The organism is Cecembia calidifontis, assembly GCF_004216715.1.
In the GTDB taxonomy this organism is placed as follows: domain Bacteria; phylum Bacteroidota; class Bacteroidia; order Cytophagales; family Cyclobacteriaceae; genus Cecembia_A; species Cecembia_A calidifontis.
This window is the reverse complement of record NZ_SGXG01000001.1, coordinates 3,138,507-3,163,003: the sequence shown is the minus strand read 5'-3', so window position 1 is coordinate 3,163,003 and position 24,497 is coordinate 3,138,507. Positions and strand designations below refer to the sequence as shown.

Annotated in this window: 23 protein-coding genes, 3 tRNA genes and 1 pseudogene; 17 read left to right on the top strand and 10 right to left on the bottom strand. The window is 39.6% G+C overall.

Annotated features, from left to right (window positions below; genetic code table 11):
* Position 1 precedes the first annotated feature (1 nt).
* The 7 genes from BC751_RS13665 (at position 2) to BC751_RS13635 (ending at position 4,501) form a co-directional block, all read left to right on the top strand.
* Positions 2 to 355, top strand: coding sequence for a Na+/H+ antiporter subunit C (locus tag BC751_RS13665; RefSeq protein WP_130276026.1), 354 nt, complete (start codon positions 2 to 4; stop codon positions 353 to 355).
* Positions 352 to 1,869 (top strand): proton-conducting transporter transmembrane domain-containing protein, encoded by a 1,518-nt coding sequence (locus tag BC751_RS13660; RefSeq protein ID WP_130276025.1) that lies wholly within the window; start codon positions 352 to 354, stop codon positions 1,867 to 1,869. The genes BC751_RS13665 and BC751_RS13660 overlap by 4 nt, the downstream gene beginning before the upstream one ends.
* Positions 1,866 to 2,345 (top strand): Na+/H+ antiporter subunit E, encoded by a 480-nt coding sequence (locus BC751_RS13655; protein ID WP_130276024.1) that lies wholly within the window; start codon positions 1,866 to 1,868, stop codon positions 2,343 to 2,345. The genes BC751_RS13660 and BC751_RS13655 overlap by 4 nt, the downstream gene beginning before the upstream one ends.
* Complete coding sequence (locus BC751_RS13650; RefSeq protein ID WP_130276023.1) at positions 2,342 to 2,620, top strand: cation:proton antiporter; 279 nt, start codon at positions 2,342 to 2,344, stop codon at positions 2,618 to 2,620. The genes BC751_RS13655 and BC751_RS13650 overlap by 4 nt, the downstream gene beginning before the upstream one ends.
* On the top strand, positions 2,613 to 3,023 hold the full coding sequence (gene mnhG / locus BC751_RS13645; protein ID WP_130276022.1) for a monovalent cation/H(+) antiporter subunit G: 411 nt from the start codon (positions 2,613 to 2,615) through the stop codon (positions 3,021 to 3,023). Before BC751_RS13650 ends, mnhG begins: the two co-directional genes overlap by 8 nt.
* Positions 2,998 to 4,152, top strand: coding sequence for a lactonase family protein (locus BC751_RS13640; protein ID WP_130276021.1), 1,155 nt, complete (start codon positions 2,998 to 3,000; stop codon positions 4,150 to 4,152). Before mnhG ends, BC751_RS13640 begins: the two co-directional genes overlap by 26 nt.
* Before the next feature lie 157 nt (positions 4,153 to 4,309).
* Complete coding sequence (locus BC751_RS13635) at positions 4,310 to 4,501, top strand: cold-shock protein (RefSeq protein WP_106565313.1); 192 nt, start codon at positions 4,310 to 4,312, stop codon at positions 4,499 to 4,501.
* A 70-nt stretch (positions 4,502 to 4,571) separates the two neighbouring features.
* On the opposite strand, the gene BC751_RS13630 is transcribed toward BC751_RS13635, so the two are convergent.
* Positions 4,572 to 5,669, bottom strand: a complete 1,098-nt coding sequence (locus BC751_RS13630) for an o-succinylbenzoate synthase (protein ID WP_130276020.1) — start codon at positions 5,667 to 5,669, stop codon at positions 4,572 to 4,574.
* Positions 5,670 to 5,708: 39 nt separating this feature from the next.
* On the opposite strand from BC751_RS13630, the gene BC751_RS13625 reads away from it, so the two are divergent.
* Positions 5,709 to 6,935, top strand: coding sequence for an S-adenosylmethionine:tRNA ribosyltransferase-isomerase (locus tag BC751_RS13625; protein ID WP_130276019.1), 1,227 nt, complete (start codon positions 5,709 to 5,711; stop codon positions 6,933 to 6,935).
* Between the two features lie 2 nt (positions 6,936 to 6,937).
* On the opposite strand, the gene BC751_RS13620 is transcribed toward BC751_RS13625, so the two are convergent.
* From BC751_RS13620 to BC751_RS13610, 3 genes are all read right to left on the bottom strand, one after another.
* The gene (locus BC751_RS13620; protein ID WP_130276018.1) at positions 6,938 to 7,357 is read right to left on the bottom strand and encodes a LytR/AlgR family response regulator transcription factor; all 420 of its coding nucleotides are present in this window, start codon (positions 7,355 to 7,357) and stop codon (positions 6,938 to 6,940) included.
* A gap of 222 nt (positions 7,358 to 7,579) precedes the next feature.
* Complete coding sequence (locus BC751_RS13615) at positions 7,580 to 8,893, bottom strand: PAS domain-containing protein (RefSeq protein ID WP_130276017.1); 1,314 nt, start codon at positions 8,891 to 8,893, stop codon at positions 7,580 to 7,582.
* Positions 8,894 to 9,103: 210 nt separating this feature from the next.
* The gene (locus tag BC751_RS13610) at positions 9,104 to 9,382 is read right to left on the bottom strand and encodes a hypothetical protein (protein WP_130276016.1); all 279 of its coding nucleotides are present in this window, start codon (positions 9,380 to 9,382) and stop codon (positions 9,104 to 9,106) included.
* 480 nt (positions 9,383 to 9,862) lie between these two features.
* Here BC751_RS13610 and BC751_RS13605 point away from each other — a divergent pair.
* Positions 9,863 to 9,951 (top strand) — tRNA-Ser (locus tag BC751_RS13605).
* Between the two features lie 217 nt (positions 9,952 to 10,168).
* On the opposite strand, the gene BC751_RS13600 is transcribed toward BC751_RS13605, so the two are convergent.
* A complete protein-coding gene (locus BC751_RS13600; RefSeq protein ID WP_207226885.1) occupies positions 10,169 to 10,531 on the bottom strand; it encodes a hypothetical protein in 363 nt (120 codons plus the stop codon).
* A 1,225-nt stretch (positions 10,532 to 11,756) separates the two neighbouring features.
* Here BC751_RS13600 and BC751_RS13595 point away from each other — a divergent pair.
* The 4 genes and pseudogenes from BC751_RS13595 (at position 11,757) to BC751_RS22455 (ending at position 12,377) form a co-directional block, all read left to right on the top strand.
* Positions 11,757 to 11,830, top strand: a tRNA-Pro gene (locus BC751_RS13595).
* A 16-nt stretch (positions 11,831 to 11,846) separates the two neighbouring features.
* A tRNA-Leu gene (locus tag BC751_RS13590) sits at positions 11,847 to 11,928 on the top strand.
* A gap of 205 nt (positions 11,929 to 12,133) precedes the next feature.
* A pseudogene (locus BC751_RS22665) lies at positions 12,134 to 12,187 on the top strand (hypothetical protein); the annotation flags it as partial.
* A gap of 49 nt (positions 12,188 to 12,236) precedes the next feature.
* The gene (locus BC751_RS22455) at positions 12,237 to 12,377 is read left to right on the top strand and encodes a hypothetical protein (protein WP_242617475.1); all 141 of its coding nucleotides are present in this window, start codon (positions 12,237 to 12,239) and stop codon (positions 12,375 to 12,377) included.
* 85 nt (positions 12,378 to 12,462) lie between these two features.
* Here the strand turns inward: BC751_RS22455 and BC751_RS13580 are convergent, their stop codons facing one another.
* Together BC751_RS13580 and BC751_RS13575 are read right to left on the bottom strand one after the other, a co-directional pair.
* The gene (locus tag BC751_RS13580; RefSeq protein WP_130276014.1) at positions 12,463 to 13,554 is read right to left on the bottom strand and encodes an AI-2E family transporter; all 1,092 of its coding nucleotides are present in this window, start codon (positions 13,552 to 13,554) and stop codon (positions 12,463 to 12,465) included.
* Between the two features lie 40 nt (positions 13,555 to 13,594).
* Positions 13,595 to 14,350: an NUDIX hydrolase gene (locus BC751_RS13575; RefSeq protein WP_130276013.1), complete on the bottom strand. Its 756-nt coding sequence runs from the start codon at positions 14,348 to 14,350 to the stop codon at positions 13,595 to 13,597.
* A gap of 263 nt (positions 14,351 to 14,613) precedes the next feature.
* On the opposite strand from BC751_RS13575, the gene BC751_RS13570 reads away from it, so the two are divergent.
* Positions 14,614 to 16,719, top strand: coding sequence for a M28 family peptidase (locus BC751_RS13570; protein ID WP_130276012.1), 2,106 nt, complete (start codon positions 14,614 to 14,616; stop codon positions 16,717 to 16,719).
* A 35-nt stretch (positions 16,720 to 16,754) separates the two neighbouring features.
* Here BC751_RS13570 and BC751_RS13565 read toward each other — a convergent pair whose 3' ends face one another.
* The 3 genes from BC751_RS13565 to BC751_RS13555 are packed head-to-tail and all read right to left on the bottom strand — an operon-like array spanning position 16,755 to position 21,197.
* Positions 16,755 to 17,924, bottom strand: a complete 1,170-nt coding sequence (locus BC751_RS13565; RefSeq protein WP_130277587.1) for a THUMP domain-containing class I SAM-dependent RNA methyltransferase — start codon at positions 17,922 to 17,924, stop codon at positions 16,755 to 16,757.
* 35 nt (positions 17,925 to 17,959) lie between these two features.
* Positions 17,960 to 18,805 carry a DUF4249 domain-containing protein gene (locus BC751_RS13560; RefSeq protein WP_130276011.1) on the bottom strand — a complete coding sequence of 282 codons (846 nt, stop codon included), beginning with the start codon at positions 18,803 to 18,805 and terminating at the stop codon, positions 17,960 to 17,962.
* A 1-nt stretch (position 18,806) separates the two neighbouring features.
* Positions 18,807 to 21,197 (bottom strand): TonB-dependent receptor, encoded by a 2,391-nt coding sequence (locus tag BC751_RS13555; protein WP_130276010.1) that lies wholly within the window; start codon positions 21,195 to 21,197, stop codon positions 18,807 to 18,809.
* A gap of 128 nt (positions 21,198 to 21,325) precedes the next feature.
* Between BC751_RS13555 and BC751_RS13550 the strand changes: the two genes are divergently transcribed.
* The 3 genes from BC751_RS13550 to BC751_RS13540 all read left to right on the top strand — a co-directional run bounded on the left by BC751_RS13550 (position 21,326) and on the right by BC751_RS13540 (position 24,479).
* A complete protein-coding gene (locus BC751_RS13550; protein WP_242617437.1) occupies positions 21,326 to 22,546 on the top strand; it encodes an IS4 family transposase in 1,221 nt (406 codons plus the stop codon).
* 104 nt (positions 22,547 to 22,650) lie between these two features.
* Positions 22,651 to 23,616 (top strand): vWA domain-containing protein, encoded by a 966-nt coding sequence (locus tag BC751_RS13545; protein ID WP_130276009.1) that lies wholly within the window; start codon positions 22,651 to 22,653, stop codon positions 23,614 to 23,616.
* 17 nt (positions 23,617 to 23,633) lie between these two features.
* Positions 23,634 to 24,479 carry a hypothetical protein gene (locus BC751_RS13540; protein WP_130276008.1) on the top strand — a complete coding sequence of 282 codons (846 nt, stop codon included), beginning with the start codon at positions 23,634 to 23,636 and terminating at the stop codon, positions 24,477 to 24,479.
* Positions 24,480 to 24,497 lie beyond the last annotated feature (18 nt).

Genomic DNA, 24,497 nt, shown 5'->3' with positions numbered 1-24,497 from the left:
TATGGAATTATTGCTGATATTCATCATAGGACTACTTCATGCCTCAGGAATCTATATGCTCCTCAGAAGAAGTATGTTCAAAATAATCATAGGCCTGATACTTCTTGGCAATGGTGTCAATTTGTTGATTTTCTTGTTGGGAAAATTGACCAAAGGACATCCTCCGGTTATTGAAGATGGTGCCAAGATATTTACTGAAATTTATGCAGATCCTTTGCCACAGGCTTTGATTTTGACGGCGATTGTCATTGGCTTCGGTCTGCAATCCTTCGCTATCATATTGATCAAAAGAGTATATCAGGTCTTAGGAACTGATGACCTTGACGAACTTAATTCAACTGACGAAGAAATATGAACAATCCTTACATTGTTTTACCGATCATTTTGCAGTTGATTGCGGCAGTGGTTTTGATGTTCTTTTGGACAAAAATCAAGGCACAAAAAACAATCAGCATCCTGTTTTCTGTGGTAGCAGTGGCTGTGGCTGCCTTCATGCTTCATGATGTTTGGCACAACGGGATCCAAATTACCCAATCCGGAAATTGGAAGGCTCCTTTTGGAATTACATTCGTTGCTGATCTTTTGGCCTTAACTTTGGTACTTATTTCCTCTATTGCTGCTTTGGGGGTATCCATATTTTCTGCAGGAAGCATGCGGGATGAGAGGTTGAAATTCGGATATTATCCTGTTTTCCATTTTTTGGTGATGGGACTCCAAGGGGCCTTTCTTACAGGGGATATTTTCAATCTATATGTTTGGTTTGAAGTGATCATCATTTCCTCTTTTGTGTTGATGACCCTAGGCGGAAAAAAACACCAATTGGAAGGTGCAATCAAGTACGTTTCCCTTAACTTATTGGCATCTTCCTTTTTCCTGACAGGTATTGGCTTTCTTTATGGTTTAACAGGAACGCTCAATATGGCTGACCTTTCACTTAAAATCAAACTGATTGAAAACAGTGGCTTAGTCAATGTAACAGCTGGATTATTTTTGGTGGCTTTTGGGATAAAATCCGCTATTTTTCCTATGTATTTCTGGTTACCTGCTTCCTATCATACCCCTCCACCTGCAGTTACAGCCATCTTTGGGGGGCTATTGACCAAAGTGGGTGTATATGCCATGCTGAGAACCTTCTCTCTGATTTTTGGAGGGGATGAATTCATGACTTTGACCATTTCCATCATTGCTGCGCTGACCATATTGGCGGGTGCATTTGGAGCGATGAGCAGAAAGCACATGGGAAAAATTTTTGGTTTCCTTATTATTTCCCATATAGGTTTCATGATGGTGGGTGTTTCCGTGTTTACAGAGGTCGCCTTAATCGGAACGGTTTTTTACCTGATCCATGATATCATCGTCAAAACCAATCTTTTTATGGTTTCCGGATTGGTTTTGAAAATCAATGGCAGCCAAAATATCGATGAATTGGGAGGACTATACAAATCCCACCCCCTTCTGTCTTTATTAATGGCAGTGCCTTTATTTTCACTGGTGGGTATCCCTCCTCTTTCTGGATTCTGGGCCAAAATATTCTTCATTGAAGGAGCACTCGACGCACAGGATTATTTATTGGTAGGTTCGGTGATCATTGGAAGTTTTCTGACGCTGTGGGTCATAGGAAAGGTTTGGGCTGAGGTTTTTTGGAAAAAAGGAGAAAACCTGCCCAAAGAAGCAAAGGGGGTGTTTTATGATGATTTAAGCAGAGGAAAGCAATTAAGCTATATCATCCCGATGCTCTTGCTTTCAGTAGTTTCTCTTTATATTGGCCTAGGTGCCAACCGTATCATTACCTTATCTCAGAAGATTGCTGCTGAATTAGTGGATCCATCTTCGTATATTCAGGTTGTACTTCAAAATCAGATGCCATGATCAAAGCACTCCTATTAGCAAATATATTACTGGCTACCATATGGGTCTTGGCAACAGGTACCATTACGCAGGAAAATTTTGTTTTTGGTTTTTTGATCAGTTTTGGGATTTTATGGATCATTACTCCGGACAGAAGTAAAAATGACTACTTCACAATTGTGCCCAAACTGATCTCTTTTACAGTATTTGTTTTGTATCAGATCATTAAATCCAATATACAGACCTTTATTGAGTCTTTGTATCCCAAATCAAAACTGTCACCGGCCATCTTAAAGGTTCCTCTTGACGTAGAATCAGATGGAGAGATTACCTTCTTTTCCCATTTACTGAACATTACGCCTGGCACCTTGGTGATTGATATTTCAGATGATAAAAAAGCTCTTTTTGTTCACGTCGTCCACTGCGAGGATAAAGAAGCTTATATCAGGCAGATTAAGGAAGTATTTGAAAAACGTGTTTTGGAACTGACTAGATGACACTTGTAGAATATTATCAATATGTAGTTGTACCCATTTTGGGGGTTTCTGTAATCCTGGTTTTCATCAGGTTTCTGAAAGGGCCAAGTCTGGCAGACAGGGTAATTTCCCTGGATATGCTGATCCTCATGGCCATTGGTATAGTGGTGATTTACAGCATCATTTATGACCAAAGCACCTTTCTGGACATTGCCATGCTCTTTGCCCTGATAGCTTTCCTGGGTACTGTTGCTTTTGCTTATTATTTGGAAGAAAGAAAGAAAAGAGATGAATGAATTAATTGTCATGATCCTTAGCACCATAGGGTCTATATTTGTGCTATCCACTTCAGTGGCCATGTTCCGCAAAAGGGATGTTTATCTCAGGATAAATGTCACCACCAAAACCGCAACTTTAGGCTTAGGATTATTACTTGCTTCTGCCGCTATCTTCTTCCAGGAATATTCAGTGACCACAAGGGTATTAGTTACTATTATTTTTGTAATCCTTACTGCACCAATTGGTGGCCACATGTTGGCAAGAGCTGCTTACCTAAACAAAATAAAAAAATGGGAAGGGATGAAAATTGATGACCTAGCTGGACAGTATGACCCCAAAAGAAAAGTACTTTACAGTGAGAAAAAAAACACTTCATTCGAACCTCCTGTGGATTATGACAAAGGCCCTAAAAAAACTTAGAACTTATTTCCTGCTACTTTTAAGTAGTCTTATCTTTTCATGCGAACAGGAAATCCAACACGAAAAAATGATTGATCAAAGCTATTCATTTTTATTGGGGGGATATACCAATGATACCAATCAAGGTATAGGATTGCTGGTATTTAATCCTGAAAACCAGAGCCTTGAAACCAAAATCATCGGTCCTGGAATAAAAAACCCCTCTTTCGTCATTAGCAATAAAGCGCAGACATTGGTATTTGCCGTGGAAGAGACAGGCGGGGAAAATGGAGGAAAAATCAAGTCATTTAAATTCGATAGGGAAAACAACCGCCTAATTTTAATAGATACCCAAGATACTTTCGGAGACCATCCTTGCTATCTCGCCTTAGATAAAAAAGAAGAGTTTATAGTGGTGGGCAATTACAGTGGCGGGAATTTTTCTGCTTATAAAGTCAAGGAAGGAAAACTCGAACATGTGCAGACCATACAACACGAAGGACAAAGTATTTTAAGAGACCGTCAGGGAAGTGCGCATGTTCACTCCACCGTTTTCCATCCCAATGGTAAATACTTGTTAGTAGGGGATCTGGGAACAGATAAAATCCATATCTATCACTTCAATCCCGGTTTTGCGGTCCCATTCAACCACGCCCCTGTTCAATATTTTGAAGTTGATCCAGGTTCAGGGCCTCGGCATTTGGCCATACATCCAAGTGGAAACACTATTTATCTGGTCCACGAACTGAGCGCAGAATTAGGAGTATATGGATTCGACAACGGTAGGATGTTCAAAAAACAAGTTCAAACATTAACTGATGACGATTATATCGGAACAGTCGGTGCCGCTGAAGTGCGTATATCTCCGGATGCCCATCATGTGTATGTCTCCAACAGAGGAGATGCCAATGAAATAACGGTATTTGAAATCCTAAAAGATGAAACGCTGAAATTTGTAGAAAGGATTAAAACAGGTGGAACTATGCCTAGAAACTTTATCCTAACCAAAGATGGGGAATACCTGCTTGTAGCCCATCAAGGTTCGAATAACATCACTGTTTTTGAAAGGGACCATAAGTCCGGGAAGCTTAAAAAATTGGAGATCGAAGCGGAATACAATCAGCCAGTTTACTTCTTTGGACTGGATTAATTGTTCAGATTTTGAAAAAAATATGAACTCACATAAAAATTCATAAAATATTTTTTTGTCAAGCATAAGTAAAACTTAAAAAATATTTTCTTTAAATCTTATTTATTGTCAAAACTATCCTTACCTTTGGGGAAATAATTCATTACAATACAATATCATGAACACAGGAAAAGTAAAATTTTTTAATGAATCCAAAGGATTCGGTTTTATCATTGACAACGAGTCTTCCAAAGAGTATTTCGTTCACGTAACAGGTTTGATCGACGAAATCAGAGAAGATGACGAAGTTACTTTCGACCTTAAAGAAGGAAGAAAAGGCCTAAATGCAGTGAATGTAAAAGTAGTTTAATCTATATATTACACATTGACAATTAGTAAAAAAGCCCCGTCAACCGGGGCTTTTCTTTTTTGACTCAAAATTAAACAGGTATACTCCCCCAAATTTTGTTTTTATCATAAAAGATAAACCCATGCTCAATGGTAAGGGGGGAATCAATATTATTATGGTACAATTGCCCGGTGCCAAGGCCCTGGGGCATACCCACATCAAAGGTGGAGGTAAACTGGGCTATGGCATTAAGACCAATATTACTCTCTAAAGCGGAGGTCATCCACCATCCTATTCCAAGTTCTTCCGCCAATTCAATCCATTGTCTTGAAGCCAGAATCCCTCCCACCAAAGTAGGCTTCAAAATGATATATTGAGGCCTAATTTGATCCAAAAGGCCCTTTTTATCTTTCAGATCATGAATTCCAATCAATTCTTCATCCAAAGCAATGGGAAGAGGTGTATGCTTACATAAGTGGGCCATTGCTTCTAATTGACCTTGTCGAATAGGCTGTTCTATGCTATGTAGGCCAAATTGGGCAAGCTTCTCCAGTCTATCCATTGCCTCTTCGGGTAAAAATGCCCCATTGGCATCGACTCTTAAGGTGATTTCATGTGAAGAATACCTTTCCCTGATATACCTCAAAAGCTCACACTCCTGATCAAAATCTATGGCACCAATCTTCATTTTGATACAATTATACCCCTCTGCTAATTTTTTATCGATCTGATGCAACATGAAATCTTTATCACCCATCCAGATCAATCCATTAATAGGAATAGGTTTTTCTTTTTCAAAAAAATCATTTTTAAAGATTTGCTTCTTTCCATCCCAAAGTAGATCCAAAAGGGCCACCTCAAAAGCAAACCTGATACTGGGAAGCTCAGCTGGAATATTTTCGTTTACCCAGTCTAAAATCCCTACCTCTGACCTTGGAATTTCATATCCAGAATATTTAATGCAGGTATGGGAAAGTTGCTGTTCAAAATCAGGGACGTCATCAATACTTAATTTAGGCAATGGGGCCGCCTCTCCCCAACCCATGGTTTGGGAACTACCTGATTCCCTTGCACAAAGAAAAAAAGTGGTTTTTTCCTTGAGAACACCCCTAGAGGTTCCCGCATCAAATCTGAATTTTAATTGATGGGCAAAATAGTTGAATTTTAGGTTATGAAAATTTGTCGCCATTGGGATTATATTTGCCAATAATTTGAAAACCGAACCCTAATGTTTAAAATTTCATCCATTGAAGAGATCAGGTTATCTGATTACGAATATAATTTGCCAGATGAAAGGATTGCTAAATTTCCCTTAGAAAAAAGGGACCATTCCAAATTATTGCAATTTTCTGATGGACGTATCTCGCACCATAGATTTTTTGAACTTCCTGAATTGTTGCCTACTGGCAGTTTGATGGCTTTTAACAATACCAAAGTAATCCCTGCCAGATTGATTTTCCAGAGAGAAACAGGTGCCAAAGTGGAGATTTTTCTTTTAAAACCTGTGGCCCCAAGCACCATAATCAATGAGGTAATGATCCGTACGGATGAAGTGTCTTGGGAAACCATGATCGGCAACTTGAAAAAATGGAAAGACGGGGAAGAACTGCATGGTCAGATTGAAATACAGGGGCAACCTGTAGTTATCAGTGCCAAATTAATGGACAGGGAAAAAAAAGTTGTATCCTTTTCCTGGACAGGAGAAAATATACCTTTTGTGTCTATAGTGGAGGCCTCAGGAGAAGTTCCTCTTCCACCCTATCTGAATAGGGAGGCCACCGAAGAAGACAGACCGAGGTATCAAACTGTATATTCCAAAAAAGAAGGTGCTGTAGCTGCACCCACTGCGGGATTACACTTCACTGATGAAGTACTTGAAAACTTAGAAAAAAAAGGAGTTAACAAAGAGTTTTTGACCCTTCATGTCAGTGCAGGAACTTTCCAGCCTATCAAGAGTGAAAAAGTTACCGATCATGCCATGCACAGTGAGCAAGTGGTCATTGAATTGAGTACATTGGAAAGACTTGCGGCACATCCTGAGAAAATCATAGCCGTAGGAACTACCTCCATGAGGACTTTGGAAAGCCTATATTGGTATGGAGTTCGACTGATAAAGGAAGGCGATAAGCAGTTCTTTATTCCAAAATTATACCCCTATGAACATGAAGGGTATTTGCTACCCGGAAGAACTGAAAGTTTCAAGGCGGTATTGGATCTTATGAATAAAAATAACCTGAAAGAAATAACCGGATCCACAGAAATCTTCATTATGCCGGGTTATGATTTCCAGGTTTGTGACGCCTTGATCACCAATTTCCATCAACCTTCTTCCACCTTGATTTTGTTGGTGGCTGCATTTACAGATGGTAATTGGCGACAAATTTATGAAGAAGCACTTAACCAAGATTACAGGTTTCTGAGTTATGGAGACAGTAGCTTGCTTTGGAGACGGTGATATCAATCACCGTTTCCAGAGCCTAACTTATTGATTCCATTTATTAAATTCTGAAAATAAGTTCTACCTACCGGGACTGTATCTTTCCCAACAGTCACTTCCCTTGGATTGATGGTATTGATTTGGTCCAGCCGGACTATATAACTTTTATGAATCCGGATGAAATCCTCAGAAGGAAGCACAGATTCAAATTCTTTTAAAATATTGCGCAAAGAATAAACATTATCATTGGTCACCAAAGTAGTGTAATTTCCATCCCCTTTCATCCAAATGATATCGGTAAATTTCACCTTAACCAAATTCCCCTTATACCTGACAAAAAGGGCGTCTTTTATCAAAAGTTTATTTTGTTGTTCCAGAGTCCCATTACCGTTGCTGTTTCCATTGGACTTTCCATTGTAAGCTTTTAAAACCTCTTTCATGACTCTTAATTTTATAATGGAAACAGTTTGATTGAGCTTTTGTTTTAAATCAGCGTACTATTATCACGGATAGGGCTGAAAAACTTAAAATCCAAATCCATAAACCCTTCTAAATCGGGCATGATTTAAAGAATTTCAAGTAAAAAGAAGCCAATAAAGGATTTAATCAAAGAAACCTGTTAAAAAAGCCTGCAAATGGTTGGCAAAACTTCAGTATGTTTTTCAATCCAAATCTGAAATTTGTTTGGAGTTGTTCCTTATCACTTGGTCCAATTCCTGGGCCAAAGGTTTTAAGTATGAAAAATATTTACGGTTTTCTTTGTCAAGCTGATCTTTATCAATCAATTCCAGCAAGCCTAAAATGGAAGACAATGGGGATCGAAGTGTAGAAGATTGATTGTACAACACCTCCCGCATAAGTTTATTTTGCTTGATAAGTTTCTCCTGGCCTATCTTTTCTTCATGGATATCCTTGCAGGAATACAGAAATCCTCTTACCTGACCTTCAAGGTCTTTCAAAGGAAAAAATTTATGATTGTACCAGATTTTTTGCCCTCCTTTATCCAAAAGGATTTCTTGATCAAAAGAAAAGCTTATCCCTTTAAAAATATCCTCTACATGCTTCAGGAAAAATTCATCCATGTCACTCATAAGAAAACCCAAAAATTTATCCCCTTTTTTGAGGCTTTTCCCAAAAACAAATTTTGTCAAAGATTGGGCTTTGTTATTGAAACCAAAAATCCTCAGGTCTTTACTAATGATAAATATATTTTCATCTGAAAAATCCAGGACTGCCTGCAGGGTGAGGTTTACCATTTTGAAATCCTCAGAAAGTTTCTGAACAACTGTAATATCTTTGAATATTAAATCTATACCAAGGGCCTTGGGATAAACATAAATCTTATAGTGCCTCCCGTTAGAAGCATTAAATTCTTCAAATACCCTTAAGGTCTTGGATTCTTTAGCCTTTTTGAACTCTAACGCATGTTTGTAAAAAGTTTGATCAGGATAGACCTGCCAAATGGTTTTCCCCATGAGTTCGCTGGGTCTTCTTTCAAAAAACTCGATAGCCTTAGAATTCAAATGTGTTATTTCCCATGCTGCATTTAATTGAACAAAAATGTCCGACTGCATGTCGATATTTTCTAAGTTCGGCACAACAGGAAGCTGGGGAAATGTATCCGATACTTTATGTCCTACAGCCAAAATTCCTGAAAAATCCCCTTCCTCATTCCTTAAAACCGAAAACTCCCATTTGATCAATAAATTCCCATGAATAAGCTCAATTTGCGTCCGATGATTTGGCCTCTCACTAACCTGAAGCAAAAAATCGTTTAAATCAAATTTGTTCCCTTTGTGAAGGGTTTCCCTGAAATTTTTCTCAAAAATATCAGCTCCATTAGGTTCAAATAACTTTAAAAATTGCTTTCCGGCAAAAAACACCTGTCCTTCAATGTCCAATACACAAACAAATAGAAGTTCTGAATTTTTCAGGTAATCAGGGACCAGAAACTCTAACTCTTTTATTCTTAACATCCTTATAAACCGGGAATATAGGGTGATATCTGCTACTTATTTAGTAGTCTGGAGAGGTAAAAATAAGAATTGATTTCAAAAAAAAATAAATTATTGAATATTTTTTTTCTTCAATATTTTATTTGTTTTGGATGCATAAAATTTAATTAAAATTTTGAATATGCTTTTTTCACATTCGTATCAGATTATTTGAATTTCAAATCTTTAATCCTATGCGAAAATCCTATCTGTCTCCGACGTGATATCCCTTAAAGTTTGATCAAAATTCGAATAATTCACTTCCTTCACCATCAAAATTAAGGTGTGGGCAAATTCTTGCTTACAGAGACACACATAAAAAAAATTGTCTTCCGAGCTGCTGTGATTTATCCTTTTCCCGTCAAATATCCTGGCAAGACTACATTTGTCATTCGATTTAACAATCAACTTATCCTGATCATTTTCACTGATCTGGATAAAGAAGGTTCCGTGAATGGATTTAATTATCATGTTCGTAAATTTTAATCATTCAATAAGGGTTAGTTTTGTATTTATCGGTCTATTTTGTTCCTAAATCTAATTGATCAAATTTAAAATAAATGTACCGGTTCTAAAATACCTTGAACATGGTATTTTTTTAAAAACTTTTTATTATTTAAACTTTAAATATTTCAATTCATTCAACAAAAAGAATAGTTTAACCAAAAAATTAATGGTTAAAGACTGTACAATTTTAGACCAAAATCAGACTAAAAAATAGTTTTATCCGTTGGATTGATTTTAACCAAACTTGAACAAAAACCATCAAAAAGTCGGTTTCAATCAACTATGGATTGTGTTAAATTAATTCTTGCTTTCTTAACCAACATTTTCACACAAATATTTCTTATTGAACTACAAGGCTTTCCAATGATTTGCTAAAAATAGTTGATTAATTGAACAGCACATTTTGTTTAATTATTCAATATTGGCTTATATTTGCATCAAGTTAGAGAGTTGGGTGAGTGGCTTAAACCAGCAGTTTGCTAAACTGTCGTACGGGTAATACCGTACCGGGGGTTCGAATCCCCCACTCTCTGCTCAAAGGTCCTTATGGGACCTTTTTCCGTTTTGGGAGGGGCAAATGATTTAGCCTTTCATTTCTTTTAAAGTTAAACTCCCGTACGGCAATATTCGATTCGCCGCGGCGAATCGAATCCCCCAAACCTGCAAAAGAAAAGCCTGATACAAAGCATTGGGCATTTTTTTTGTGACAAAAAAATTAAACAGCCACATTAAAATACCCCAAACACTATTTCAACTCAAGTTGCTGATACTTTCCATATTCAGCTCCTCTGATGGCTCGAATTCTTTGATCAATTTTTGAAGTAGTTCTGGCTCTCTATGCGCAAGGTAATTTGTTTGTCCCGGGTTATTTTTCACATTAAACAACTGAAAATCTGTACCATTACCCAATTCAATGTTAACATCATTATTAACCACTGGACATTTGTAAGGCGGAATCATGACATACTCTCCGCTCCGTAATGCAGTTCTGGTAGTCGCCTCCATTACCAGTGATTTTCTCCCATCCTCCGATTTCCCAAGAAAAACATTTGGCATATCCATACTATCATTTGTCTGAATATCACTTCCTACTAATTTTGATATTGAATTCAATAAATCCAACTGTGACACCAATGCATCTGAAACACCTGGTTGAATAGTACCTTTCCATTAGGTTATGAACGGAACCCTTGTACCTGCTTGATAAAGGCTGTATTTCCCTCCTCTAAAGTGACCAAAAGGATTGTGTTTCCCCAATTTCGCTACAGCATCATAATAACTATCCTTGAGAACAGAACCATTGTCGGAAGAAAATAGGATAAATGTTGATTGACTTAATATTTTGATGGATTTGGAATACTTGGAAAAACAATTGGGAATTAATTCTAAAACTTACTGGGCTTATAAATTGAAAGGTAAAAAATTTATAATATTGAACGACAATGCTTTAAAAAAAATGGTTTGTAACACAGACAACTTTGATTACTTTTGAAAATATTTCCGGCATAGCTTAGTCTGATATTACGTCCTGATGGAGATCGGGAAGGCCGTGAAGTCAAAGTTATCGCTCAGGGCATAAAAGATGCCAAAAATTTAAATAACTCGGGGTGTAGCGTAGCCCGGTTATCACGTCCCGATGGAGATCGGGAAGGTCGTAAGATCAAATTCATCGCTCAGGGCATAAAATATGCCGAAAATTTAAATAACTCGGGGTGTAGCGTAGCCCGGTTATCTCGTCCTGATGGAGATCGGGAAGGCCGTGAAGTCAAAGTTATCGCTCAGGGAATAAAAGATGCCAAAAATTTAAATAACTCGGGGTGTAGCGTAGCCCGGTTATCACGTCCCGATGGAGATCGGGAAGGTCGTAAGATCAAATTCATCGCTCAGGGCATAAAAGATGCCGAAAATTCAAATAACTCGGGGTGTAGCGTAGCCCGGTTATCACGTCCCGATGGAAATCGGGAAGGTCGTAAGATCAAATTCATCGCTCAGGGCATAAAAGATGCCGAAAATTCAAATAACTCGGGGTGTAGCGTAGCCCGGTTATCACGTCCCGATGGAAATCGGGAAGGTCGTAAGATCAAATTCATCGCTCAGGGCATAAAAGATGCCGAAAATTTAAATAACTCGGGGTGTAGCGTAGCCCGGTTATCACGTCCCGATGGAGATCGGGAAGGTCGTAAGATCAAATTCATCGCTCAGGGCATAAAAGATGCCGAAAATTCAAATAACTCGGGGTGTAGCGTAGCCCGGTTATCACGTCCCGATGGAGATCGGGAAGGTCGTAAGATCAAATTCATCGCTCAGGGCATAAAAGATGCCGAAAATTTAAATAACTCGGGGTGTAGCGTAGCCCGGTATCGCGCCACATTTGGGATGTGGAGGTCGTAGGTTCGAATCCTGCCACCCCGACTATTTTATATTACAAGCGCACGTGGCGAAATTGGTAGACGCACTGTCTTCAGGCGGCAGCGCCTTCGGGTGTGGAAGTTCGAATCTTCTCGTGCGCACAAAAAAGAGGTTATCAGGACCTCTTTTTTTTTAAGTTACTAAATCATCTACTTCCCTTAAGTGCCCCTTTTCCGAAACAAATCTTGATCAATTGGTAGAACAACTTAAAAATCCCTAACAGGTCTGAATCCAAAATTAGAAATACCGGAATGCTAAACAGGCAAAGTGGTAGTTTCTGATCAAGAAAACCAAAAGTAAACTGAAATGATCTTTTTAATAAAGCTGTTTTTGGCACACCTGATAGGGGATTTTTTGCTCCAACCCAAGTCATGGGTTATTCAAAAAGAGGAAAAAAAGCCTTATCCCAATGGCTCTATCTTCATATCCTGGTCCACGGACTGCTTTTTTTGGTTATACTATGGGATTTCAAATACTGGTTATTGGCACACATATCAGTTTCGGAATTGCCATCGGAGCCGGACTACTGGTACTGATTCTCATTGAATAAGCCTTGGCCGATCAATCAGTCTAAAGAACCTTGCATCTAAAATCAGGAAACTGAATCAAGAGATCCATTGGTCTTTATCACCTATTTACTTGTTCCTTTGGTTTTTTATTTTCTTGATTAATTTTTTGTAAAAATTTTCCCTCTTCTCAATAACAGGATAAATATCCCCCAACAAATAACCAAAAGGAGCCAAAGATGGGATCCTTTCAAAAGTAATTTTCAAGAGACCGGCTAGCGGAATGAAAAGTATCATTCCCGACACCCCCCAAATAAATCCTCCAATCAAAATGGCCAAAATAACCGCAAAGGCATTTACCCTCACTTTCCCCCCCACTACTACCGGGGTAATGAAGTTATTCTCCACAAACTGTATCAACCATAACATAAAAAGTGTAGCCAAAGGATAAAACATACTGTCTGTAGTCAACAACACATAAAAAACCAAGAGCAAAGAACTGAAAATCACGCCCACATAGGGTATCAGGTTCATCACTGCAATGAATACAGCAAATAAAAGGTAATACTTGATCCCCAAAAAGTAAAAGGTCACTCCGGAAATAATACTGACAATAATGGTCACTAACAACATTCCCAGCAAATAGGATTGGATTACTTTCCCGGAATCCTCAATAAAACTCAATACTTTCGGTTCACCATCTTTGGATAATTTCCTTAGAAATTCACTAAAAAAGTCCTTGTAATACAGCATTAAGAAAATAAACAAAGGCATTACCCCCAATAAAACCAAAGATCTTCCCGTTTCAAACAAAGCAACTTCCAGGTTTTTGGGATTCATTAAATCAGAAGTCAACGGAAAATCTGAATCCGGCCCTAAAAATTCCCCGACATCCTCTATATAAATGTTCATTTTTCTGTAAAATGATGCTTTTATATTGGGAATATCTTTAATCAAACCAATTACCTGATCTGTGAGAGAATAAAAAACAAATACTGCCAAGAAAGTAACGAAGATCAGTGTCAATAAAATTGCCATTGCCCTGGGAAAACCTCTTTCTTCCAGCCAATTGGAAATAGGATAAAGGGCAAAAGCAAAAAAAGCCCCCCAAACCAAAGGAATCAAAATGACCGAACCTGCCATCATGATCCAAATCACTAACACGAAAATGATTAAAGAATAGGCCGCTTTTTGTAAGTGCAATATTCGTAGGGAATCCATACTCTTTTTTGACTATTGCATTGAATATAAAGGAAGTGTTTCAAATAAAAAACAAGCCCCCTTCTTTTAAAACTTCCTCATATTTATTTGCATCAAACTTGTAAAGGAAAGGGGATTTATGAGCCACTCCTTTTTTAACTTCATCCAGTTTGATCACAATTCCGGATTTCAATATCTTTTTCTGGAAATTCCTGGGATCAATCTTTTTCCCAAGAATAGCCTCATACATACGCATCATGTCAGGCATGGTAAATTTTTCAGGCAACAAGTTGAGGCCTACCGGCTGAAAACTCAGTTCCAACCTTAAGGCATGGAGGGCCTTTTCAAGAATTTCATTATGGTCAAACAACAATTCAGGCACATCACTCAAATCCCACCAGCCACAGGACTCGGAAAGTAAATCAGGATTAGGAAAAACCTCCTCAAAATCCACTAAAGCATAATATCCTACCGATATTGGCCTTTTGTACCAAAGATCTGGATTTACCAAATGGGCAAGCTTTTTCCTAATTGACTCTCTATCGTACCTTTCGACTTTGCCAAAGGTGTAAAATTGACGCAAAAATATCTTATCCAAACCGGTCCTTTCCTTTAAGACCCGTATTGCTGCATCATCCAAAGACTCCTCTTGCTTTACCGTCCCACCTGGAAGACTGTAGTATTCAGTACCCTTCCATTTTAACAGCAACACCTTAAGAGAACTCCCATGAAACCCGAATATCACACAATCCAGGGTCAGCTGTGGAACAAGTTCAACATTCCCTTCCAAGGATTTATTTTCATCTACTTCCAACATAATTTCAAAAGTAAGCACCAATATTAACCTCTCACATAAATTTGAGCTAATAATAAGCTATTTTGAAGAAAATATTTCATGGTTGATGGCTGAATAGTATAATTGCCTTCCTCATTGTTAAAAAACATCCCCATTCAAGGGGTAATAAAGATTTCATCCCTGAAACAAATCAAAACAAATTTCTACCACTTAAAAAGAATACCTGCCACAAACACCAGCTTTAAATAAATTTGCAGATCAGCAATTTTGAACGAACAAAGTCTATGAAGAAATCACACTTACTGACATTAACTTTCGCATTTTTTGCAGGATTTTCCTTGCAAGCTCAAACCTTGGACGGCTTTGCAAAAAATTCCGCAGCCAGACAAAAAACAATAGAAAATCAGTTCAAAGAATCTGTTGATTTCAGCAGGTTCAAAATCCATCTCAGTACCATCACGGCAGATCCCCATCCAGCTGGAAGTGCAGCCAATGAAAAGGTGAAAGATTATATGGTTGAAACCATGCAAAAGGCCGGTTGGGACGTAAAAGTCTATCCTTATGATGTTTACCTGACCAAAGGCCAAGGAGAGTCTTTGATAGAACTGGTTTACCCTATCCGAAAACCTCTCAACCAACAAGAATACATTGTAGATGATAACCCGTATTCCAGACATCCTGAGCTGAAAAAAGGTTGGAACGCCTTCTCCGGTAGTGGTGATGTGACCGCTGAAGTGGTTTATGCCAATTATGGCACAAAGGCTGATTTTGAAAAATTAAAAGAACTTGACATTGACATCAAGGGAAAAATTGTTTTGGCGAGGTATGGAGCAAACTTCAGAGGATATAAAGCAAAATTTGCTGAAGAATATGGGGCGGCAGGATTGATCATATTCACAGATCCCGCAGATGCCGGCTATACAAGAGGACCTGTATACCCGGAGGGCTTCCTTTTCAATGACAATTCCATCCAAAGAGGTTCATTGCTTACAGTGGATTGGACAGGTGATGCATTGACTCCTTTTGAACCTGCACTTCCCCTTGATAGCAAAACCAAGATCAAAAGACTTGATCCCAAAGAAGTTAAAGGATTACACAAAATACCTGTCACCCCCATTTCCTATGGCTCAGCACAGGAGATTTTAGAAAAAATGAAGGGAAAACCTGTTCCTGCGGCTTGGCAGGGAGGCCTTCCATTTACATACCGCCTTGAAGGAGGCCCAGGTCTTCTGGTCAGGTTAAAAGTGGAACAAGAGAAGGGCTTAGTCCGGGCAAACAATGTTGTGGCTACCCTAAAAGGGGCTACCCATCCAGATGAATGGATCATTTTGGGTTGTCATTATGATGCTTGGTCCTTTGGATCTACAGATCCAAACTCAGGAACGGCAATGCTGTTGAGCATGACCGAAACACTTGGAAAACTGGCCGCTCAGGGAATAAGGCCTTCACGTTCTATCATGGTTGCCCATTGGGATGCTGAAGAACATGGGGTGATTGGATCCACAGAATGGGTGGAGCAATTTAGAGATGAACTGAAGGCAAAAGCAGTGGCATATATCAACTTGGATGCAGCAGTTGGTGGTCGGAATTTTGGGGCTTCAGCATCCCCTACCCTCAAAAAAATCATTATGGATGCCGCTAAGGAAGTCTTATACCCCGACTCCGAAAAAACAGTATATGAGATTTGGGCAGCAAACAGAGAAGAGCCTGCGATTGGTAACCTGGGAGGTGGTTCTGACCATATTGCCTTCTATATGCATGTGGGCATTCCTTCCATCAATGGAGGTGCCGGAGGTCCATCCTTATACCACACCAACTATGATGACATGTACTTCTATGAAAAATTTGCTGACCCCAGCTTTAAAATGGGAGGAACAGTAGAGCAGCTTATAGGTATTATTGCCATGCGTTTGGCCAATGCGGAGCTCATTCCTTACGAATTGAGCAGATATCCTAAAGACCTTGATATCCACTTTGCAAATGCTGAAAAAGAGGTAAAAGGCTACTACGGGGAATTCAAGGGATTCGACAAATCCAAAGCAGCTATTGCTTCCCTGAAAGAAAGTGCAGCGTCCTTGGAGTCCAAAATCAGTTCTTTCCTTGAATCAGGCAATCCAGATTCAAGAAGGGTAGCTTCCATCAACAAGGACCTTATGGATTTTGAAAAAAGCTTTATTGACCCCCAAGGCATGTATTTTGGAAATTGGTACAGGTCTTTGTATGCCTCGACAGATCCTTTCAGCGGTTATGCTTCCTGGGTACTTCCTGGAATCCAATACGAAATTGAATTGAAATCCAAAGACCGGTTACAGGAATGGGATGACCGCTACAGTGCCGCAATTTTGGATCTAAAAAGAAAAATGGATGAACTGAATAAAAAAATCAATTAATCAAAAAGCCCCAATTGGGGCTTTTTGATTTTTTTTCATTTTCCATCTTCTTTCTTTCCTCTGAAGAGCTCATATTTGAGCAGCCTGCAATCGATGGTCCCATTGTAGAATTCTATCCTTCTGGATGTCCTTAAACCTACCCGTTTGGCAAGGGCCATATTACCGGTAAAAATAAATCCTGTGTAGCTCGCACACTTTTGTTTAAGGAAATCTCCCATCCTTTTGTAAACATCCCCAAGGTCACCTTCCTCCCCTAACCTTTCCCCATATTCCGGATTAAAGAAGACTACCCCTCCTGCATCCTGGGGCACGGTGGTTTCTTCAAAATCACAAACTTCAAAATCTATCAAATCCTCTACCCCTGCTATACCTGCATTTTCTCTGGCAAACAAAACCGCTTGCTCACTGATATCAGAAGCAATGATCCTGAGGCCAGGTCTATCCAAAATTTTGTCCTCCATTTTTTTTCGGATTTTCTGATAGATCTCCTCACTGTATCCTTTGATATACATGAACCCATAATGGTCCCTGAATAAGCCGGGGAATCTTTGGGTCGCCATCAATGCCGCCTCAATGGCTAATGTACCTGATCCACACATGGGATTGATAAAAGGACTTTTCCTGTCCCATTCACTGGCTATTATGGTAGCAGAGGCCAAAGCTTCCAGCATAGGCGCATGGCCGGGGATTTTTCTGTAGCCGTGCTTGGCCAGCGTTTCTCCGGAAGTATTGATATATAATGTGGCTTGCTGTTCCTTCCAAAACATTTGGATTACCGCCCCATCAAGGCTTGAACCTGAATCCGGTCTTTTTCCGAATTTTTCCCTGAACCTGTCCACAATGGCATCTTTTATCCTGACATTGACGAAAAGCGGATTATTGACAGTTTCGTTTTCCACATGGGAAATGACCGAAAAGTAGGCATCAGGATCAAGATAATCTTCCCAGGGCAATGCCTTTATCCTTCTGTAAATATCATCAGCTTTGTGCAGATACAAGGTTTTTATTTCATAAAGCACATGGCTGGCTGTCCTTAAATGCAGATTTAATGAGATGCAATCATTCAAAGAAGCAAAAAGTTCAATATGGGTCCTTCCTACATATTTGGGACGAAACCCCAATTCCAGCAGTTCCTGCTCAAGATAAGGAGCGAAGCGGTCTTTACAGGTCACCGCTACTTTACCTTTTAAGTCAAAATGAATCATGCCCCAAAGGTAATCAAATGTCTGCATTTTGGGATTTAATCGGGCATTTTTAAGTCTGGATCGATAAACACCGTTTCAATCAATACCGGGCTCACTTTAAAGTAGCCCAAAGCCTCTTTATCACCCTTGACCAGCCGGATATTAGAAGTGGGATTCTGGGGCGGAGGCGAAAAAAGCCCCCCATCATTAAATAGTAAACTTACCAATTGGTTTAAATAATCAAAAGCATCCCTGTTGAGACGGAAAAGCTCCAACCTCACTCTGTCGTTGGCACGAAAGGGGAATCCGGCCAATTCAAACCCATTGTTCAGTATGGATGTCCCAAAGGTATCGTCAAAAAGCAGGTAATCATTGCGGTTATTCAGTAGGGTGTCATTTCTAACAATTCTGATCCTGTAATTATTATCCTCTGTAAAGGGAATATCCCCATACAGCGTGATGTAATAACCCTCCTCTCTAAATAACCTGCTGTCCTTGAACTCGTATCTGATACTGTCCAATCTGGGCGGTTGCAAAAGGACGCCCTCAGACTGGTATTCATTATCTTCCCATCGGACCGTCAATCTGTACCTATCCCCCTTTCTGCCACCCACATTATTCAGGGGGATATACCTATTGGCCTGCTCGGCATATCTAAAAGGTATCACTAAACCCGTATTCAGATTTTGGATAAATACGATGGCGTCTTTGATCAGTTCATTGGGTTCTTCTTCATAAAAATCCCTGGACTTACTTATCTTCACAAAATTCATCGTACCTACATCGGTCCAAACAGCCTCAATAACGGGCATGGGTTCCACAGTCCTCAGTTCCAGAAAAACTTCCTCCTGACAGGAAAATAAAAGCAGAGTAAGAAAGAAAACAAAGATTTGATTTTTCATGTCAAAATTGAAAATTATAGGTCAATGCTGGCAAGAAGGTAAACAGGTAGGTCATCACTACCCCTGGTCTTCTACTGATAATTTCCTCCCCCGATCTGGGATCAAAATTGATCTGATCATTGATGATATCTGTAAACTGATAGGAAAACGGGTTTTTCCTGCCATAAAGGTTGTAAACACTGAAGTTCCAACTCCCTCTCCATTTTCTTCCCTTATCCACATTTTTCCAGGTGATAGATGCATCCATTCTGTGATAATCAGGAAACCGGTCTGCATTTCTCTGAACCCCATACAATGGCACCCGTTGATTGTCCATTTCATAAGTACCTATCGGAAAAGTTACTGCCTGTCCGGTTGTGTAGACAAAAGTCATGTTGGCTGACCACCTCTTGGAAAATTCGTGGTTTAAAACCAAGGTGACATCATGCGGCCTGTCAAACCTGGGGTTATACCAATTGTCACCACTGATCCCCAGAATCCTCCTCCACGTTCTTGAATAGGTGTAGCCAAGCCATCCTGTGGTTTTTCCGACATTTTTTTTCAACAAAAACTCCAAACCATAAGCATAACCTTCTCCGCTGAGAATTTCCGTCTCAACATTATCGGTAAACAGGACATTTGCACCCTGTCTCAGATCGATGATATTTTGAAAATCCTTGTAATACCCTTCTAATGAAAGTTCCCAGCGATTATCCCTCAAATTTTTGAAAAAACCCAAGGAAACCTGATCCCCCCGGATGGGAGGAATATAGGTTCCTGCCGGGATCCAACGGTCAATGGGTAAACCTGCAGAACTGTTGGAAGCAACCTGAACGTACTGGAAATTTCTATTGTAAGCCGCTTTAAAAGATAAATTCTCCTGGATTAAATAACGCAATGAAAGCCTTGGCTCTAATCCTTGGTAAAACTTCATGTTTTCAAATGGTCCAAAAGGGATACTGTCCAAAACAGTAACATTTGGGCCTGGAATACTGCCTTCATAAATATAATCAACACCTCTTCCTACCTGATTGTACAATCCCCATCTGAGTCCTGCTTCTATGGCAAATTCAGTGCTCAGCTCTTTGGAAGCAGATATGAAAAAATTGTTCTGTACCCCATACCTGGGATTGGTCCCAATAGGTTCAATATTTGAACCTTCAGAAGGCCTAAGACTGATCGGGGAAAAGTGATAAAACTGGGAATGAACACCCCATTGGATTTGTGTGGATTCATTGGCCAGATAAGTCCAATGTGCCCTAAGTCCAGACTCGGATAAGACATTATCCCAGTCAAACCCTGTATCCGGATCATCAAACCCAACAGCATAGCGGTATTTGCTGTAATAGGCATTCAAATCAAAATAAGTCTTGGCGTTGATTTTTCTGGTCCAAACCAATGAGTTGACCCAATTTTCCCAGCCAAATCCAAATTGTCTGGAAAGGCCAAGGAAATCTGAACCATAGTAACTGGACAAACTAACCTTATCTCTCTCACCCAATCTAAAGGTGAATTTTCCACTTAAATCATAAAAATAAAGAGAGTTATTCCTTAAGTTCTCATTATTGGACAACCTGAGAAACATATCCGCATAAGTACGCCTGCCTGAAACCACAAAAGATGATTTATCCGAAAATAACGGACCATCCAATGTCAACCTGGAACTGATAGTACCGATGCCTCCTTCTCCTTTTATTTTTTGATAATTCCCCTCTCTCAAGGAAATATCTACTACTGAGGAAATCCTTCCTCCCAGGCTTGCGGGAATATTGCCCTTATAAAACTCAACACCTTGTAGTGCATCTGGATTAAAAACGGAGAAAAAACCGAAAAAGTGGGATGGATTGTAGACAGGAGCACCGTCGAGCTGAACGAGGTTCTGATCAGCGGATCCTCCTCTCACAAATAATCCCGTAGTCCCCTCCCCTGCTGTCTGAACACCCGGTAAAAGCTGTAAACTTCTCAATAGATCCACTTCTCCAAATAAGGCAGGGATGTTCTTGATGGTCTCAATAGGTACAACTGATTTGCCCATATCCAGTCCCCTTACATTTTGGTCAAGAGCTCTCCCGGAGACGATCACCTCTTCCAGATTAAGCTCTTCAGGTTTAAGGAAAAACCTCTGGTATTTTTCCAAGTCTTTGCCGGTAATATTCCGTACCGATTGTTCAAAACCCACAAAAGAAATCACCAACTTAGCCGGAAGAGAAATGGTCCGTATGGTGAAATTACCATCCAAATCTGTAACTACCCCCTCTTGTGGAGCAGATTCCCAATAAACATTTGCACCTGGTAGTGGCTCTTCGGAATCAATTTCTAACACCCTTCCCTTCAAATACTCCCCGACTTGGGCAAACAAGACTTGGGGAATGAATAGCATCATCAAATAAAAAAACAAAGGTAAAACCCTCATAGACTCGGTAACGTTTTGATAGAGTAACCCTGTTTGGGCATTGGCTGTTGAAAATTAGGGCAATATTTTATGAATCCTTTTCAATAGCGTCCTAAATAAAAAATGAGAGGTCTGAATTTTTGCCCAAAATGTGTATTTTGGGTTTGCACCAAAAACAAAGACCTCTCATGTGTAATATTACATTGTTTTCACAGATTATTAAAAAGATTGACCGTTCAACTTTCAAAAAACTGGTTCAAGATAAGCAGACAGATAAAGGTTGTAAAGGTTTTGATAGCTGGACACATCTAGTATCAATGCTTTTCTGTCATTTTGCAAAAAGCACATCGGTAAGAGATATATCCAATGGTCTTCGTTCAGCTACGGGGAACCTAAACCATCTTGGGATTTCAAAGGCTCCTTCCAAGTCAAGTATCAGCTATCAGAACAAGCGGAGAGATGCTGATCTTTTTAAAGACCTTTATTATTCTCTTTTGGGAAGTTTAGGACAGCAGGCATCACTCAGGCGTGTCAAACTTAAAATCAAGGTGCCAGTATATCTTTTAGATGCAACAGTCATAAGCCTTTGCCTTTCTGTCTTCGACTGGGCCACATTCCGCACTAAAAAGGGCGCTGTTAAGATGCATACCCTGTTAGATTATGATGGTAAACTTCCTGCTTATGTGAACATTACAGAAGGAAGCGTAGCGGATAATAAAGGTGCTTACAATATACCTTTGGAAAAAGGTTCTGTTATCGTCGCAGACAGGTACTACAATGACTTTCCGATGCTAAATATTTGGGACAGCAAAGGGGTATTCTTTGTCATAAGGCATAAGGACAACCTGGCTTACACCGTGATCAGCGAACGGGAACTGCCAGAAAAAATGGCACAGCATGTTCTAATTGACCAAGAAATAGAACTGACCAACCCACAGTCTAAGACTAAGTATCCTAAAAAACTCAGAAGAGTGGCAGTCTGGGACGAGAAAAACCAACAGACCATAGAAATCATCACCAACAACTTCACCTGGGCAGCACAGACAATCGGAGACCTTTATAAATCAAGGTGGGAAATTGAAGTTTTTTTCAGGGATATTAAGCAGCTACTCCACATTAAGACATTCATTGGAACTTCAAAAAACGCAGTAATGATACAGATATGGACTGCCTTGATTACAATTTTACTGTTAAAAGCAATGAAAGCATCCGCAAAATACGGATGGCATCTGTCAAATCTAGTAGCATTTATCAGATTGAATATTTTCGTCAAAATTGAATTGCAAAATTGGCTGGACAGACCTTTTGAAGATCATGACAAACCCCCAAAATATAACCCACAGGGGGTTCTTTTTCCAGATTATAAATAAATCACTTCACAATTACCTCTAAGCTAATATTCTTAGAGAAGAAAAAATTATTTAGGACAGCATTGAATCCTTTTCTTTTCACCATTATTTTATAATTTCAGGCCATGATTTGGGCATATCCTGACGTAAAACTGATTACCTGGCTGGCGGTGTTGTTTGCTTTGCTATACGCTGTCTATTTGTACAGGTTTTATAGAATCAATAAAAAGCTAAATGTCACCACCCATAGGTTAATCCTGAAACTGCTGCTTCGGATTTCCTATTTCGTACTTTTCCTTATTGCATTGGCGGGACCTTCCATTGGAACGTCACTAAAAGAAATCAAAGAAGAAGGTAGGGATATATTCATTGCCATCGACCTGTCCCAATCCATGAATGCTACGGACATAGGGCCAAACAGATTACAGAGGGTAAAATTCGAGCTTAAAAACCTGGTAAAAAGATTTGCTGGAGACCGAATAGGATTGATTATTTTCAGCTCAGAAGCCTTTATCCAATGCCCCCTAACCTTTGACCAAAATGTACTCCAGCTTCATTTGGATGGATTAAATACAGGTTTGGTACCCAATCAAGGCACAGACATAAGCGCTCCATTGGCCATGGCTCTCAGCAAATTTGAAACCGAAGAAAGCAATGGAATAAAATCAAAATCAGTCATACTTATCTCAGATGGGGAAGATTTTGCGGATAATTTCAGGGATATTACGGGCAAATTGAATGAGTCAGGGATCAAAGTATTTACTTTAGGGGTAGGAACTTCCCAAGGAAGTACTATCCCCAGAGGAAATGGTCTGATTTTTGATCCTAAAACCAACCAACCGGCCATTACCCGTTTGGAACCGGCCAACATGAAACTGATAGCTGCCCAAACTAATGGACAATATTTCGAACTTTCTGATGAGGTTCAGGAAATCAATGACCTTATCATCGCTATTGAAAGACTGGAAGGAACAGTCACCGGCTCAAGGATGATTGAGGCTTCTGCCAACAAATACTTCTATTTCTTACTGATAGGCCTATGTTTGGCGGTAATTGACATGATTCTTCCATTCAAAACCATTAACTTGTAAGCGTTAAAATAATTGGAATGATGCTATTGAGATATCTTTTTGTGCTTCTGTTTTTTATCCCAAGCTCTTGGACAGAGATAGGCAAAAAAAACAGGGCAATCAAGGAAGCCGCCAAGAGCTATGCTGGAGCAGATTATGAAAAATCAGTGGCAGACCACCTAAGGCTTTCCTCGGAATTTGGTATCACTAGCCATAATGCCAGCTTCAACTTGGCCCTAAGCTATCATTATAACGGTCAAACTGAAGAGGCCCAAAGGACCTATCAAAGCCTTCAAAGTTCGCAAGACAAACGGATTGCTTCATTTGCTGCCAATCAGAACGGAATTATCTTGGCCCAGCAAAACAAATATCAAGAAGCCCTCAGTGCTTTCAAATTTGCGCTTATTAAGGATCCATACAACGAAGAGGCTAGATATAATTATGAATTGTTGAGCCGTTGGCTGCAAGAAGATCCAGAAAGACAGCAACAACAAGAAGATCAGGGAGAAGAGCAGGATCAACAGCAAGATCAAGAGGAACAAAAAGACCAAGACCAGCAACAGCAATCTCAGGAAAAGAAAGACGGTGAAGGAGATGAAAAAACGGATGAGGATAAAGCATCAGAATCCCAAAAAAAAGAAGATAAATCTGGAGAAAAATCCCAAGAAGAAAGAGATTCCGATGAACCTTCTGAGCTTGAGTCTGATTTGAGTGACCGCGAAAAAGCCATGGAAAAACTCAGGGAAAAACTCCAGGAAATGAACCTTACGCCTGAACAGGCAGCACAAATTCTCGAAGCCATGAATGCTGCCGAATTAAGGTATATCCAGCAAAACAGGAAAAAACCAACAAAAAGACCCGACCGAGGTTTGCCTGAATGGTAGGTCTTAAAACTTTTGAAT

Coding starts and splice junctions, on each gene's coding strand:
- BC751_RS13540 (WP_130276008.1), top strand. CDS start 23,634: ATGATGCTATTGAGATATCTTTTTGTGCTTCTGTTTTTTATCCCAAGC.
- BC751_RS22455 (WP_242617475.1), top strand. CDS start 12,237: ATGGCTCTATCTTCATATCCTGGTCCACGGACTGCTTTTTTTGGTTAT.
- BC751_RS13615 (WP_130276017.1), bottom strand. CDS start 8,893: ATGTTAAGAATAAAAGAGTTAGAGTTTCTGGTCCCTGATTACCTGAAA.
- BC751_RS13630 (WP_130276020.1), bottom strand. CDS start 5,669: ATGGCGACAAATTTTCATAACCTAAAATTCAACTATTTTGCCCATCAA.
- BC751_RS13660 (WP_130276025.1), top strand. CDS start 352: ATGAACAATCCTTACATTGTTTTACCGATCATTTTGCAGTTGATTGCG.
- mnhG (WP_130276022.1), top strand. CDS start 2,613: ATGAATGAATTAATTGTCATGATCCTTAGCACCATAGGGTCTATATTT.
- BC751_RS13575 (WP_130276013.1), bottom strand. CDS start 14,350: ATGTTGGAAGTAGATGAAAATAAATCCTTGGAAGGGAATGTTGAACTT.
- BC751_RS13545 (WP_130276009.1), top strand. CDS start 22,651: ATGATTTGGGCATATCCTGACGTAAAACTGATTACCTGGCTGGCGGTG.
- BC751_RS13640 (WP_130276021.1), top strand. CDS start 2,998: ATGACAAAGGCCCTAAAAAAACTTAGAACTTATTTCCTGCTACTTTTA.
- BC751_RS13635 (WP_106565313.1), top strand. CDS start 4,310: ATGAACACAGGAAAAGTAAAATTTTTTAATGAATCCAAAGGATTCGGT.
- BC751_RS13650 (WP_130276023.1), top strand. CDS start 2,342: ATGACACTTGTAGAATATTATCAATATGTAGTTGTACCCATTTTGGGG.
- BC751_RS13565 (WP_130277587.1), bottom strand. CDS start 17,924: ATGATTCATTTTGACTTAAAAGGTAAAGTAGCGGTGACCTGTAAAGAC.
- BC751_RS13570 (WP_130276012.1), top strand. CDS start 14,614: ATGAAGAAATCACACTTACTGACATTAACTTTCGCATTTTTTGCAGGA.
- BC751_RS13610 (WP_130276016.1), bottom strand. CDS start 9,382: ATGATAATTAAATCCATTCACGGAACCTTCTTTATCCAGATCAGTGAA.
- BC751_RS13665 (WP_130276026.1), top strand. CDS start 2: ATGGAATTATTGCTGATATTCATCATAGGACTACTTCATGCCTCAGGA.
- BC751_RS13620 (WP_130276018.1), bottom strand. CDS start 7,357: ATGAAAGAGGTTTTAAAAGCTTACAATGGAAAGTCCAATGGAAACAGC.
- BC751_RS13625 (WP_130276019.1), top strand. CDS start 5,709: ATGTTTAAAATTTCATCCATTGAAGAGATCAGGTTATCTGATTACGAA.
- BC751_RS13560 (WP_130276011.1), bottom strand. CDS start 18,805: ATGAAAAATCAAATCTTTGTTTTCTTTCTTACTCTGCTTTTATTTTCC.
- BC751_RS13580 (WP_130276014.1), bottom strand. CDS start 13,554: ATGGATTCCCTACGAATATTGCACTTACAAAAAGCGGCCTATTCTTTA.
- BC751_RS13555 (WP_130276010.1), bottom strand. CDS start 21,197: ATGAGGGTTTTACCTTTGTTTTTTTATTTGATGATGCTATTCATTCCC.
- BC751_RS13550 (WP_242617437.1), top strand. CDS start 21,326: ATGTGTATTTTGGGTTTGCACCAAAAACAAAGACCTCTCATGTGTAAT.
- BC751_RS13655 (WP_130276024.1), top strand. CDS start 1,866: ATGATCAAAGCACTCCTATTAGCAAATATATTACTGGCTACCATATGG.